We start from the raw sequence: 12,861 nt of genomic DNA, 5'->3' as shown, positions 1-12,861 counted from the left end.
GTGCGCGAGCCGACGCGTCACCCGACCGCGGAACCGCCCTGCCCCCTGCCCACAGGAGATTCCTTGTCGAACACGCTCGTCATTCTCGGCGCGGGAGGCGACCTCGCCGGCCGCTACCTGTTGCCCGCACTGACCCGGCTCGCCGCGGCCGGTGAGCTGCCGCCGGAGGTCCGGATCGTGGGAGTGGACCGCGGGCCGGGCAGCGACGAGTCGTTCCGCGACCAGGCACGCGAACGACTGCGCCGCCATCTCCCCGACCACGACCCCCAGGCCGCCGCGTCGCTGCTGGAGCGGCTCTGCTACCGGCAGGCCGACGTCACCTCCGCCGACGAACTGGCCACCGCGCTGCGCGACCTCGCGCCGTCGACGGTGTACCTGGCACTGCCGAACCGGGTCTACGGCGACACCGTCGCGGCACTGTCCCGGGCCGGGCTGCCGGAGCAGACCATGCTGGTGTTCGAGAAGCCGTTCGGCACCGGGCTCGCCGACGCCTGCGGCCTCAACGAGACGATCCGCGGCGGGTTCGGCGAGCACCGGGTGTTCCGGATCGACCACTTCCTGGCCAAACAGACCGTGCTCAACGTGCTCGGGTTGCGGTTCGCCAACCGGCTGTTCGAACCGGTCTGGAACAACACCCACATCGAACGGGTGGACATCGTCTGGGACGAGTCCCTCGGGCTGGAGGGGCGCGCGGGCTACTACGACCACGCCGGCGCGCTGCGCGACATGATCCAGAACCACCTGCTCCAACTCCTCGCACTGATCGCGATGGAACCCCCGACCTCACTGTCCGAACGAGACCTGCGGGACCGGAAGGTCGACCTCCTCCGCGCCATCGCCGCCCCCGGCCCGGCGCGGATGGCCTCGGCCACCCGCCGTGCCCGCTACACCGCCGGGCGCGTCGACGAGCGGGACCTGCCCTCCTACACCGACGAGGAGGGCGTCGACCCGGCGCGGGGCACCGAGACCTTCGCCGAGGTGACGCTCCACATCGAGAACTGGCGCTGGGCCGGGGTGCCCTTCCGGCTGCGCAGCGGCAAGGCACTGGCCACCGACCGGCGCGAGATCGCCGTGCACTTCCGCCCCGTCCCCCACCAGCCCTTCGCCACCATCGACGACCAGGCGACCCGCAACGTCCTGCGGTTCTCGCTCGACCCCGACGAGATCGCCGTGGAGATCAACCTCAACGGCGCGGGCGACCCCTTCGAACTCGAACGCGAACAACTGGCCGCCACCTTCGCACGCCAGCAACTCCCCCCGTACAGCCTGCTGCTGCGCGAGATCATGCAACGAGACCCGACCCTGTCCATCCGCGACGACGAGGCCGAGGAGAGCTGGCGCATCGTCGAACCCATCCTCGCGGCCTGGACCGACGGCACCGTTCCGCTCGAGGAATACCCCGCCGGGTCGGCGGGCCCCGCGCGGTGACCGACGGCAGCCGCCCGAGCCGGGTCTCCCGGCATTCGTCATGAACTCCGCGGGAGACGCTCGGTGAGGTGCCGGTCGTGCGTCCGGTGGAACATCCACTGGACGGCGATGGCGCCGCCGAAGGCACACAGCATGTCCCACTGGGCGTCCAGCGCGTCGCCCTGCGTCCCCAGGTACACCTCACCGACGTTCCCGGTGACCGCACCGGCGAACGCCTCCACGATCTCGAAGCCACCGGACAGGGCGAGGGCCATGCCTGTCACGACCACCGCCAGCCATCGGCCGGGCCGCAGCGGCGTGCACCGGAGGAGCACCTCGCGGGCGACGAGTGCGCTCACCGCACCCTGGATCACGTGTCCCACGCGGTCGTACGGGTTGCGGTCCAGATCAAGCCAGGCACGCAGCCACTCACCCGGCGGGGCGTCGGCGTAGGAGTAGTGGGCGCCCAACGCGATGAACAGCGCGCCGACCGTGAGTGCGCGGTAGGCCACCGCGGTGAACCGGAATCGCGAGTACCCGGCCACGAGGATCGGCACGGCCAGCAGGACCGGGGCCACCTCGAGCAGCCAGGTGCCGTAGACCCGTGGAGCGATGGCGGACACGCCGACCGCGACCAGCACGAGCGCCAGCAGGACCCTCGGTTCGTTGTCGGCACGCGTGCGGGTTCGCGAACGCTGTGTCACGGCTTCACCCTCCCTTCGGCTGACCGGCCCGCCCTCACTCGAACGAGAGCGGCGTCCACGTGCCGCCCCCGTCGTCGGTCCGGTACACACGGCCGTCTCCGTGGTCAGGGCGTCCCCACACCAGGGTGCCGTGCCGTGCGTCGGTGAAACCCAGGTCGTGCAGCGGTGCCCCCGGGAGCACGACCGGTGTATCCCAGACAGCACCTCCTTCGACGCCGCGGTGCACCAGCGCCGCGCCGCGGCCGACCGCGGTCACGGCCATGACCGACGGTGAGGCCACGGCGAAGCCGGTGGTGATCCCGGCGTCCGGCGCTCGTCCGACCGGGGTGAACGGCCGCCCTGCCGTCGAACGCACCAGTTGCTTGACCATGTCACCCATCCCGGGCCGGGCACTGCACAGCGCGTACACGGTGCCGGCCGCGAGGCCGAGGTCGGGGTCCGCGTGGACCGGGCACGGTGGTCGCGCGGCGTGCCAGGCGGTGCCCTCCGAGGTCGCCCAGTAGCCGTGTGAGCGGTGCACGGCGTTGAGCGCGACGTGGACACGCGGACCGGCCGCGACGACGTCGCCGCCACCGCGGTCCGGTAGCGCCACTCCGGGCACCGGGTGCCAGTCGTTCCCGAACAGCGGGGAGGTGACGAGCCGGGTACCCGAGTCGTCGGAGACGATGGCGTAGAACGCCCGGTCCCCGGCCGCCAGCGCACCGATGTCCGGTGCCGGTCCCTCCGCCGGGAGATCGACGCGCCGCCAGAACAGGCCGGCGGTGTGCGTCGCGTACAGCGAGGTGCCGTCCGTCATCAGCCCGTTCCCGCCGTTCGCGAAGTGGACCCGCACCCTGCGGTTGTCGGTGGGCAGCGGCAGCGGGGGAACGTTCGCCCGCCACCATTTCGCCCCGCCGTCCCACGTCCGCACCAGGACCGGGCACTGGCCGTCCGGACACGGTGCGAAACCGAGTACCCAGCCCTGTTGTGCCGTCGTCCACGACGTCGCGGACGGCACGAACCCGGGCGGTACCACGCGCGGCCGTGCGGCCGCGTCCGGTGCGGCGAGGACGCCGACCAGCACAGCCACCAGGAACGTGGCCAAGGTCTGCCGGATGTCACGGTGCATGACGGGACAGCTCCCATCTCCCTGTGCGATACGAGTAGCCAACCTCTCGTCGAACAGCGAGTGCCCCGGTGGACCGCGTCGAACCCCTTCCGGACCGGCCGAGGATGATGACGAAATGGTCATGCGGAGGGGCCCGCCTCCACCTCCGGCGGCGTGCTGACCGCCCCTTGACGACGATTTCGTAAGGTGCCGGATCACCGTGGCCCGGTTGGTCACCGCCACGGCGGGTAGGCCACGAACATGACACCTCCAGGTACCGCCCCGGAACCCCTCGCGAGGGTGGCAGTGGGCATGCGAGTACTCGACAGTGACGACCAGCAGGTGGGCACCGTGGCCGCCATGAAGATGGGCGACCCCGGCGCGGTGACCTCGCACGGACAGCGGCAGACGCGAGGCCCGGTCGCCGGTGTGGTCGACGCGTTCCTGGGCGCCGAGCCCGCGGTGCCGGAACAACGCGCAGAACAGTTGCTGCGCAAGGGGTACATCAAGATCGACGCGAAGGGGTTCCTCGCCAGCGACCTGTACGCCGAGGCCGACGAACTCGACCGCGTCGACGAGTCGGGGGTCCGGCTGCGGGTGCCACGCGCCCGGCTCGTCCCCAAGGCGTGACCGGCATGTCCACGACGACCGCCCGAACGGCTGTGCCCGCGCTGACGGCAGCGCTGGCGCTGACCCTGACGGGGTGCACCACGGGCGACGCAGGCACCACACGGACGCAGACACAGACGAACACCCGGACGACGGGCACCGAGGACCGGCCGGGCCACGCGGACGTCGTGGCACGGCTCGCTCCCAGCGTGGTGACGATCCAGACGGGCAACGGGCTGGGCAGCGGGGTGGTGCTGCGCGAGGACGTCGTCGTCTCCAACGCGCACGTGGTCGGCGAGGCGCGCGAGGTCACCGTCGTATACGCGGACGGCGAGCGGTCACCGGGAACCGTGCTCGCCACGGACACCGTCACCGACCTCGCCGTCGTGCGCACCGAGCGCGGTGACCTGCCGGTGCCCGAGTACCGCACCGGGCTGCCGCGGCCCGGTGAGATCGCACTGGCCATCGGCAGCCCGCTCGGGTTCGAGAACACCGTGACCGCGGGCATCGTCTCCGGGCTGCACCGCGACATCCCCGGCTCCGCTGCCACCACCCGTTCCCTGGTGGACCTGATCCAGACCGACGCCCCGATCTCCCCCGGCAACTCCGGCGGCGCGCTCCTCGACGAGCAGGGCCGCGTGATCGGGGTCAACGAGGCCTATCTGCCGCCCGAGACCGGCGCCGTCTCCCTCGGCTTCGCCGTCCCGGCGGCCACCGTTCTCGACGTCGCCGAACAGCTGATCGCCGACGGTGAGGCCGAGCACCCCTACCTCGGGGTGTCGCTGCGCGGGCTCACCCCCGCCATCCGCGACACACTCGGCATCCAGGCCGACCACGGCGCCGTGGTCACCGCGGTGGACGAGAACGGTCCCGCGGCCGCCGCCGGTGTCCGGGCCGGGGACGTGGTCACCGGGTTCGACGACGCGGAGGTCCGCACCGTGGAGGACCTGCTGACCGCGCTGAGGGGAACGGAACCAGGTGCCACCGTCACGCTGGCCGTCCTGCGGGACGGGGACCGGCTGGAGCACACCGTCGACGTCACCGCACGCACGTCATGACTCCCGAGGACCGCACATGTTCACACGCTCCCGACCACGCATCGCGGCACTGGCCGCCGCACTGGCGCTGCTCACCGCCGGTTGCGCCGAGGAACCACCGGTGCTGGACATTCCACCGTCCACGGAGCCCCCACCCGAAGTGACCACCTCGCAGAGTGGGGCACCGGCACCCGAGAACGAGGTCGTGCGCACCACCGGCGAGGTCGTGGCCGGGGTGGAACCAGGATGCCTGTTGCTCGACAACGGCGAGATCCGCTATCTCCTCCTCGGCGGGGACCGCGACCGGCTCGAACCCGGGCACCGGCTGACCGTGACCGGCGTTGCCGACCCCGGCACCCCCACGACCTGCATGGAAGGCATCCCCCTCCGCGTGACCGAGCTGGGTCCGGCCGGCTGACCCACGGCGAGGAGACAAGAGCACGGCGCTGCCCGCGTCCGGGAACCAGTTCGTGATCGGCAGGTGGCGACCGGCGCGCGGTGGTGGTCGAGGTCCGTGGTGGATCCGCGAGTACACCCGGCAGGGGCGGCCGGGCCTCGATCCCTGTCCGGCGACACCCTCGCGCCCCACCGGCGCCGTCGCGGCCTCGGCGCCGAGCGGATGACGTGCCCGCCCGACGCCTTCCGCAGCGGTGACCGCCTGCCGCACCTGCGGCCGCAAGAGTCGGTCACGTGCCGGTGGGGTGCTCGGCCGCCGTGACGTCGTGCCTGGGCGTGTCCACGGTTCGCTTCAGGGAACTGCTCGCGTCGAGGCCCGCGTCGTCGTCGACACCGACCCCCAGCCGCTCGACCAGCTCACCACCCAGCCAGCCCGTCACCGCGGCGAGCACGAGCCCGGCGAGCGTGATGAGGAACGAGGTGACCGACGGTTCCCAGGTGGTGCTGTCCAACCGCAGCAGCCACCCCACCGCGAACAGGGCGAGCACGACGACGTTGCCGACCCCGTGCAGCAGACCGATCCGCTTGGCACGCGTCCTCGCCGGGATCGCGAACCAGTCGACCCAGCCGAACAACGCGGCGAACAGTCCGCCCACCACGCCCGCGACGGTGGTGTACGCGCCGGAGACGGCGAAGTTCGCCGAACCGGTGGCCAGGAACAGAGCGTCGAACACGACCGCCGTGACCAGCAACCCGAGCGGCAACACGATCAGAATCGGATGGATGGCATGTCCCGCGAACCGAGCTCGAGCCTGCATGATGCCTCCCCGCAGAGGGAACGTTCCCTTGCCGGAGTTCCCCCGAACCACACGGCTCATGCGCCACCCGGGCCCGAAGGCGCAACAGTCCCGGCCGTGCACGCCGGGGCCGCCCGTGTCCGTTCTGCGACCGGTCGGCGGGTTTGCGACGATGACGACATGGGCGCTCGACTGCTTGTCGTCGAGGACGACGACCGTGTTCGCGCGGCCTTGCGCCTCGCGCTGGAGGACGAAGGCTATGAGGTGACCGAGTCACCGAGCGCCGAGGACGCGCTCGTGGCTGTGCGCCGGCACCCGCCCGACCTCATGCTGGTCGACCTCATGCTCGGCGGGATGGACGGCTTCGCGTGCATCCGGGAGGTGCGCCGCTCCCACGACGTGCCGATCATCGTACTGAGCGCACGGGCGGACTCCCATGACATCGTCGCGGCGCTGGAGGCCGGCGCGGACGACTACGTGAGCAAACCGTTCGAGCTCCAGGAACTGACGGCCCGGCTGCGAGCTCTGCGGCGGCGAGCACGGCCCGGCAGGCGAACCGACAGCCTGCAGGACGTCGTGCTCGAAGCCCATCCCAGGGAACCACTCGTACTGTCGCCGTCGACCGCGATCGTGCGCCGGGGAGACCGCGATCTGCGGCTCACCCTGACCGAGTACCGGCTGCTGTGCGAACTGGTGAACATGCACGGCCAGGTCCTGGACCGCGGCACCCTGCTCGAACGGGTGTGGGAGCGCGGCTTCTTCGGCGACGACCGCATCATCGACGTGCACATCCGCAGGCTGCGCACCAAGATCGAGCAGGATCCCGCCCACCCCCACGTCGTGAAAACCGTGCGGGGGTCCGGGTACCGGGTCGACATCGTCGCCTAGCCGCCGCTTCCCATGAGCCTCCAGCGCCGGGTGATGCTGACGTTCGCGGCGGGTGCGGCACTGGTGTCGCTGGTACTCGCGCTGTCGGTGTACACGGTCACCCGCACCTACCTGACCGACCAGCGCGAGCAGTCGGTGACACGGCAGGCGAACGCGGACGCCGCGTTCGTCGACAGCAGGCTCAGGGCGCCGCACGCCGTTCCCCGTACGATCCTCGAGGATCTGGACCCGCCGACGGGCACCATGGCCCTGCTGCGCGTCGACGGCCGGTGGCACGCCTCGGAACCGGGTATCGGCCAGGACATCCTGCCGGCCGAGCTGTGGCCAGCCGGTGACGTGGGCTTCGGCACGGCCGCACCCGTCGACATCGCGGGTGAGCCGTACCTGGCCGTACGGCACACACTGGATGCGGAGGTGGACTTCTACGAGGTGGCACCGCTGCGAGAACTCCGGTCCACTCTGGACGTGGTGCACAGGGTGCTCGTGGTGTGCGCCGTCGTCGCGACGCTGGGCGCGGCTCTGGTGGGCTTCTGGGCGAGCCGCAGGCTGCTGCGCCCGCTGCACCAGCTCGCCAGCACGGCCGTGCAGGTCGCGGACGGTGACCTCGACACCAGGGTGCCCGCGTCCCGGGACCGGGAACTGACGTTGATCGGCGATTCCGTCAACCGGATGGTCGACTCGCTGCAGGAACGGATAGAGCGAGAACGCCGCTTCTTCGGCGACGTCAGCCACGAGCTCCGCACACCCCTGACCACACTCGTGACGGCGGTCGGCGTCCTCAACCGGTACCGGGACGCGCTGCCCGGCAGAGGGGACCAGGCGCTCGACCTCGTCGAGACCGAGGTCAACCACCTGCACCGGTTGCTGGAGCACCTGCTCGCACTGGCCCGCGCGGAGGCCGGTCTCCACCAGGACGAGCCCGAGACAGTGTCGTTGGGCGAGCTGCTGCGCAACGTCCTCACCGATTCCGGGCGGCCGGCCGAGCTGCTGACCGTCCGCGCGGACACCGTCGTGCGCGGCCGCAAGCTTGCCCTGGAACGCGCGTTCGTGAACCTCGTCGACAACGCCGACCGGCATGGCGGCGGGCTCACGGGGGTCACGACCGGCAGCGACGGCGCGCGCGCCGTCGTCTTCATCGACGACAGCGGGCCGGGGGTGCCGGAAGCGGACCGCGAGACCATCTTCGAGCGCTTCACCACCGGCAGGTCCGGGCGGGGCGCGACCGCGGGGACCGGCCTTGGGCTCGCCCTCGTCGCCGAGACCCTCGTGGCACACGGCGGCGACGTACGGTGCGTGGACCGTCCTGGCGGCGGTGCGCGCATGGTCGTCACCCTGCCCGCCGTCGCCGCCGAGCAGGATCCACCGTGACCACTGTCCGGCACATTCACTCCGGACGGGTGCGGTGCCGCGGCCTGCCAGGGTCAGCCCTCCGGCCCGCACTGGGTCGGGTCGGCCACGTCCCCGTCGCGCACGGCCTCGACCATGGCGTCCAGCCGTGTCTCGCCCGCGCGCCGGAACGTGAACGTCACGGGCACGGTGGTGCCACCGTGGACCTCACCGGTGAAGTTCACCAGCTCGACGGCGTAGGGCCGGTCGTGCGGGACGGTCCCGTTCGGCAGGATCGGCAGCTCGTCGACGACCTCGAAGGTGCCGTCGCAGTCGCGGTCCCAGCGGATCCGCGCCGACTCCGCTTCCGCCGACCGCACCGCGACGAGCGCGTCCTCCGACGACGACTGGTTGAACAGCCACAGCCGCACCCGCCCGTCCTCGCCCTGGTCGTATCCGCCCTCTCCGGACGCGGCGAGGTACACGTTGCGCAGCTGTATCGGCCCCACCTCGCCGTTGGAGCCCATCGTGTCGGCAGGCCGCGTCTGCGGCTGCGCGCCGCAGGCCGCGGCGAGCACCACCACGGCCACGGCCAGGAAGCGGCGGCGTTGTCGTTTCAGGTCCATGACCGTGGACTACCCACGCCACGGCCAGAGCCGCCTATGTGTTCATTTCGCAACATTTCGACCCCGCGGGTCGGGCAGCGGACGGTCTGCCCGGGCGCCCTGCGGGCGCTGCGCGCCCGTGTAGCGGCGCCAATCGTTGATCAACGGCGCTTTCGGGACAACTGCGGTGCCGTGAATGGGGCCGTTTACGGCGCCCAGCTCAGCGCCGTGAATGTGCCATTGAGGGCGCGTCGTATGCCGTCAGCGCGCCTTTCACGGCATCGCGCATGGCTTCGCACGATCTGTCGGCCAGGTTGACGAAGTCCTCCCGCTGCGTGGTCGGCTGCGCAGGCGGATGTCGAGCGGCGATGTTGAGATTTCGTCATGGTCGGCGGCGGGTAGGTCCCCCGTGACGAGGGTAGGACCGGTGGCATGAGGGCTGCTCTTCCTTCCGTGCCGCCAGATGTGGACACCGACGCGCTCGAGACCGCCCTGCGGCGTCAGGTCGACGGCGAGGTGCGGTTCGACGCCGGCAGTCGCGGCGCATACGCGACCGACGCGTCCAACTACCGGCAGGTGCCCATCGGGGTGGTGGTCCCCCGCTCGGTCGAGGACGCGGCACGGGCCGTGGAGATCTGCCGGGAACACGACGCGCCGGTGCTGTCCCGGGGCGGCGGCACGAGCCTCGGCGGCCAGTGCACCAACGCCGCGGTGGTCATCGACTGGACCAAGTACTGCAACCGGCTGCTGTCCGTCGATCCCGTGGCACGCACCTGTGTGGTGGAACCGGGCATCGTGCTGGACGAGCTCAACCGGCAGCTCGCCGGGTACGGGCTCGAGTTCGGGCCCCGCCCGTCCACGCACAGCCACTGCGCGATCGGCGGGATGATCGGGAACAACTCCTGCGGGGCCACCGCCCAGCGGTACGGCAAGACCGCGGACAACGTCGGGCGGCTCGACATCCTCCGGTACGACGGGTTGCGCTGCTGGGTCGGCCCGACCTCCGACGAGGACCTCGCGGCCATTCTCGCCGAGGGCGGGCCACGCGCGGACCTGTACCGAAAGCTGCGGCGGCTCCGCGACCGCCACGGGGACGCCGTGCGGGAGCGGTTCCCGGACATCCCGCGCCGCGTGTCGGGCTACAACCTGGACGCGCTGCTGCCGGAGCAGGGCTTCGACGTCGCCAGGCTCCTCGTCGGCAGCGAAGGCACCCTCGCCACCGTGCTGCGCGCCGAGCTGAAGCTGGTCCCGGTCGTCGACGCCACCGCCATGGTCGCGCTCGGCTACTCCGACATCACCAGGGCCGCGGACGCGGTGCCGGAGATCCTCGCCAACGGCGAGCCACTGCGGGTGGAGGCCCTGGACGACCGTCTCGTCGGGTTCATGCGGGAAGGGCGGATGCACGTCGACTCCATCGACCTGCTGCCCGAGGGCGGTGGGTGGCTGCTGGTGCAGTTCAGCGGCTCGGACGCCGACCAGGCCGTGCACCACGCGAAAGCCCTCCTCGCGGCGATCGGCAGGAGCGAGGACGACCGGAACGTCTTCCTGACCGGATCGGCGGCCGAACAGCGCAAGCTGCTCACGGCGCGGGAGTCCGGGCTGGGGGCCACCGCGCAGGCGCCGCTGATGCCCGAGACCTGGCCCGGCTGGGAGGATTCCGCCGTGCCGCCGGAGCGGCTCGGCGACTACCTGCGCGACCTGTACCGGCTGTTCGAGGAGTTCGAGCTCGACCACCCGTCGTTGTACGGCCACTTCGGACAGGGCTGCGTGCACGTGCGCATCCCGTTCCGGCTCGACACCGCACCCGGTGTCGCGGCGTTCCGCCGTTTCCTGCGGCGGGCCGCGGACCTCGTGGTCTCCTACGGTGGCTCGTTGTCCGGGGAGCACGGTGACGGCCAGGCCCGCGGCGCCCTCCTGGTGCGCATGTTCGGACCCGAGGTGACGCGCGCGTTCGGGGAGCTGAAGGCGCTGTTCGACCCGGCGGGCCGGATGAACCCCGGCAAGGTCGTCACGCCGCGCGCACCGGACGAGGACCTGCGGCTCGGCGCGGAATGGCGGCCGGTGACGACCGGCACCCACTTCGGGTACCCGGAGGACGACCACAGCTTCGCCACGGCGACGTTGCGGTGCGTCGGCGTCGGCCAGTGCAGGCGTCCCACGACGGAGGGCGGGGTGATGTGCCCGTCCTACCAGGTGACGCGCGAGGAGGAGCATTCGACGCGCGGCCGTGCCCGGCTGCTGTTCGAGATGCTGGCCGGGCACGACGACGCACCGGTCGAAGAAGGCTGGCGCTCGACGGCCGTCCGCGACGCGCTGGACCTGTGCCTGGCGTGCAAGGGCTGCAAGTCCGACTGCCCCGTGGGGGTGGACATGGCCACGTACAAGGCGGAGTTCCTCGCCCACCACTACGCGGGCCGGCTACGGCCCATGGCCCACTACGCCCTCGGCTGGCTGCCGGTGCTGGCCCGCGCCGCGGCCCGCGCGCCACGTCTGGTGAACGCGTTGCTGGCCGCGCCCGGCATCGGCGCCGCAGGCAAACGCCTGGCCGGGGTGGCGTCCGAACGGGACGCGCCGCCCTTCGCCGCCGAGACCTTCCGGAACTGGTGGCTGCGCACCAGGAGCGACCAGCCTGCTCCCGGTGACCGGGACGCGGTCGTGCTCTGGCCGGACACGTTCACCGACCACTTCCAGCCGCACGTCGGACAGGCGGCGGTCGAGGTGCTGGAGTCCGCGGGTTTCCGCGTCGCGGTGCCCACCGAACCGGTGTGCTGTGGACTGACCTGGCTCTCGACCGGACAGCTCGACACCGCGAAACGGGTGTTGCGCCGCACCGCGGACACGCTGCGGCCCTGGCTCGACGCCGGGACGCTGGTCGTGGGGCTCGAACCGTCCTGCACCGCGGTGTTCCGCTCCGACGCGGGCGAACTGCTGCCGGAGGACATGGACCTGCGCCGGTTGCGCGACCGCTACGTCACGCTCGCCGAGGCGCTCCTGCACCACTCCCCCCGCCCGTGGCGGCCACGCGGGCCGAACCGGCGCGCCATCGTCCAGAAACACTGCCACCACCACGCGATCATGGGATTCCAGACCGACGTGCGCGCCATGTCGCAGGCGGGGGTGGAGGCGACCGTGCTCGACGCCGGGTGTTGCGGGCTCGCAGGCAACTTCGGCTTCGAGCGGGGCCACTACGAGGTCTCGATGGCCTGTGCCGAACAGGCACTGCTGCCTGCCGTGCGGGAGGCGCCACCCGACACGCTCGTCGTCGCCGACGGCTTCAGCTGCCGGACCCAGATCGAGCAGGCAGGCACCGGCCGGCGGGCACTGCACCTGGCCGAGCTGCTCACGCTCGACGAGTCCGGCGACGAGCACGCCGCCGCGCCCCGCCCGGCGCGGGCGCGCGCGATGGGGCGGCTCGTCAGCGCCGCGGCAGCGGGCCTGCTGGCGACGGCGATGTGGGGCGCGGTGCGGCTGCGGCGCGACCAACGGTAGTCACACCCAGTCCAGGTCGGCTGTGGCCGCCAGCAGCCGGGAGGCGGTCAGCACGGCGTCGGTCAGCGCGTCGACGTCGTCATCCGCCGGTGTCGCCGCGCTCTGCGGGTCGTCCCGTCGCTTCGTCATGGCCGCAGTGCTACCCCACCGGCGGATCGCCGATGGTCCGCGACAAGTCGGTGTGCCCGTCTGGTGGGTTCGTCCTCGCCGGACGGGCAGGTCTCGGGGTGGCGGAGAGGTGGCCGCGGATTGGGTGGGTCTGCCTGCCAGGTCGACGAGATGGCAGGGAGCCCCTGTCGTGGGCTTGCGCCACCGTCAGGGTTACGTGGGCAAGGCCCCGCTTCGCGGTCGGGCGCGCAGCGCCCTGGTTTGGTGCTGTGAAAGGCGCGTTGACGGCGTCCGCGATGCCGTGAATGGTCCTTTCCCGGCACTGGTTATGCCGTCAACGCGCGGCGGGTTCATGCGGTCGTCGCACCATGTTCTGTTAGGACAGTAGCAGGGTGAGTTTCTCTTGGG

The 12,861-nt window shown here is 71.7% G+C and carries 12 protein-coding genes; 7 read left to right on the top strand and 5 right to left on the bottom strand.

Going from position 1 to position 12,861, the window contains the following annotated elements:
- Positions 1-63 precede the first annotated feature (63 nt).
- Positions 64-1,428, top strand: a complete 1,365-nt coding sequence (locus ACFPCV_RS19960) for a glucose-6-phosphate dehydrogenase (RefSeq protein WP_378057762.1) — start codon at positions 64-66, stop codon at positions 1,426-1,428.
- A 38-nt stretch (positions 1,429-1,466) separates the two neighbouring features.
- Here ACFPCV_RS19960 and ACFPCV_RS19955 read toward each other — a convergent pair whose 3' ends face one another.
- Both ACFPCV_RS19955 and ACFPCV_RS19950 read right to left on the bottom strand, forming a co-directional pair.
- The gene (locus ACFPCV_RS19955) at positions 1,467-2,111 is read right to left on the bottom strand and encodes a DUF2238 domain-containing protein (RefSeq protein ID WP_378057761.1); all 645 of its coding nucleotides are present in this window, start codon (positions 2,109-2,111) and stop codon (positions 1,467-1,469) included.
- Positions 2,112-2,145: 34 nt separating this feature from the next.
- On the bottom strand, positions 2,146-3,219 hold the full coding sequence (locus tag ACFPCV_RS19950; protein WP_378057760.1) for a beta propeller repeat protein: 1,074 nt from the start codon (positions 3,217-3,219) through the stop codon (positions 2,146-2,148).
- 291 nt (positions 3,220-3,510) lie between these two features.
- On the opposite strand from ACFPCV_RS19950, the gene ACFPCV_RS19945 reads away from it, so the two are divergent.
- From ACFPCV_RS19945 to ACFPCV_RS19935, 3 genes are read left to right on the top strand one after another with little or no spacing between them, the layout of a single operon-like run.
- Positions 3,511-3,828, top strand: coding sequence for a hypothetical protein (locus tag ACFPCV_RS19945; protein WP_378057759.1), 318 nt, complete (start codon positions 3,511-3,513; stop codon positions 3,826-3,828).
- Positions 3,829-3,833: 5 nt separating this feature from the next.
- A complete protein-coding gene (locus ACFPCV_RS19940) occupies positions 3,834-4,865 on the top strand; it encodes a S1C family serine protease (protein ID WP_378057757.1) in 1,032 nt (343 codons plus the stop codon).
- Positions 4,866-4,881: 16 nt separating this feature from the next.
- Positions 4,882-5,262 (top strand): hypothetical protein, encoded by a 381-nt coding sequence (locus ACFPCV_RS19935; RefSeq protein WP_378057756.1) that lies wholly within the window; start codon positions 4,882-4,884, stop codon positions 5,260-5,262.
- Between the two features lie 268 nt (positions 5,263-5,530).
- Here ACFPCV_RS19935 and ACFPCV_RS19930 read toward each other — a convergent pair whose 3' ends face one another.
- Positions 5,531-6,058 (bottom strand): DUF2231 domain-containing protein, encoded by a 528-nt coding sequence (locus tag ACFPCV_RS19930; RefSeq protein WP_378057755.1) that lies wholly within the window; start codon positions 6,056-6,058, stop codon positions 5,531-5,533.
- Positions 6,059-6,217: 159 nt separating this feature from the next.
- Here ACFPCV_RS19930 and ACFPCV_RS19925 point away from each other — a divergent pair, with 159 nt between their 5' ends.
- Both ACFPCV_RS19925 and ACFPCV_RS19920 read left to right on the top strand, forming a co-directional pair.
- Positions 6,218-6,925, top strand: a complete 708-nt coding sequence (locus tag ACFPCV_RS19925) for a response regulator (protein ID WP_378057754.1) — start codon at positions 6,218-6,220, stop codon at positions 6,923-6,925.
- 12 nt (positions 6,926-6,937) lie between these two features.
- A complete protein-coding gene (locus ACFPCV_RS19920) occupies positions 6,938-8,293 on the top strand; it encodes a HAMP domain-containing sensor histidine kinase (protein ID WP_378057753.1) in 1,356 nt (451 codons plus the stop codon).
- 53 nt (positions 8,294-8,346) lie between these two features.
- Here the strand turns inward: ACFPCV_RS19920 and ACFPCV_RS19915 are convergent, their stop codons facing one another.
- Positions 8,347-8,877: a copper chaperone PCu(A)C domain-containing protein gene (locus tag ACFPCV_RS19915; protein WP_378057752.1), complete on the bottom strand. Its 531-nt coding sequence runs from the start codon at positions 8,875-8,877 to the stop codon at positions 8,347-8,349.
- 411 nt (positions 8,878-9,288) lie between these two features.
- Between ACFPCV_RS19915 and ACFPCV_RS19910 the strand changes: the two genes are divergently transcribed.
- Positions 9,289-12,345, top strand: coding sequence for an FAD-binding and (Fe-S)-binding domain-containing protein (locus ACFPCV_RS19910; RefSeq protein ID WP_378057751.1), 3,057 nt, complete (start codon positions 9,289-9,291; stop codon positions 12,343-12,345).
- On the opposite strand, the gene ACFPCV_RS19905 is transcribed toward ACFPCV_RS19910, so the two are convergent.
- Positions 12,346-12,474 (bottom strand): hypothetical protein, encoded by a 129-nt coding sequence (locus tag ACFPCV_RS19905; RefSeq protein WP_378057750.1) that lies wholly within the window; start codon positions 12,472-12,474, stop codon positions 12,346-12,348.
- Positions 12,475-12,861 lie beyond the last annotated feature (387 nt).

This window comes from Actinophytocola glycyrrhizae, assembly GCF_042653545.1.
Lineage (GTDB): Bacteria > Actinomycetota > Actinomycetes > Mycobacteriales > Pseudonocardiaceae > Actinophytocola > Actinophytocola glycyrrhizae.
The sequence above is the reverse complement of the archived record's forward strand: the minus strand, read 5'-3'. Positions and strand labels throughout refer to the sequence as shown.

Bases quoted from the DNA above. Each gene is read 5' to 3' on its own strand.
- ACFPCV_RS19950 (WP_378057760.1), bottom strand. From the start codon at position 3,219: ATGCACCGTGACATCCGGCAGACCTTGGCCACGTTCCTGGTGGCTGTG.
- ACFPCV_RS19945 (WP_378057759.1), top strand. From the start codon at position 3,511: ATGCGAGTACTCGACAGTGACGACCAGCAGGTGGGCACCGTGGCCGCC.
- ACFPCV_RS19940 (WP_378057757.1), top strand. From the start codon at position 3,834: ATGTCCACGACGACCGCCCGAACGGCTGTGCCCGCGCTGACGGCAGCG.
- ACFPCV_RS19935 (WP_378057756.1), top strand. From the start codon at position 4,882: ATGTTCACACGCTCCCGACCACGCATCGCGGCACTGGCCGCCGCACTG.
- ACFPCV_RS19930 (WP_378057755.1), bottom strand. From the start codon at position 6,058: ATGCAGGCTCGAGCTCGGTTCGCGGGACATGCCATCCATCCGATTCTG.
- ACFPCV_RS19925 (WP_378057754.1), top strand. From the start codon at position 6,218: ATGGGCGCTCGACTGCTTGTCGTCGAGGACGACGACCGTGTTCGCGCG.
- ACFPCV_RS19920 (WP_378057753.1), top strand. From the start codon at position 6,938: ATGAGCCTCCAGCGCCGGGTGATGCTGACGTTCGCGGCGGGTGCGGCA.
- ACFPCV_RS19915 (WP_378057752.1), bottom strand. From the start codon at position 8,877: ATGGACCTGAAACGACAACGCCGCCGCTTCCTGGCCGTGGCCGTGGTG.
- ACFPCV_RS19910 (WP_378057751.1), top strand. From the start codon at position 9,289: ATGAGGGCTGCTCTTCCTTCCGTGCCGCCAGATGTGGACACCGACGCG.
- ACFPCV_RS19905 (WP_378057750.1), bottom strand. From the start codon at position 12,474: ATGACGAAGCGACGGGACGACCCGCAGAGCGCGGCGACACCGGCGGAT.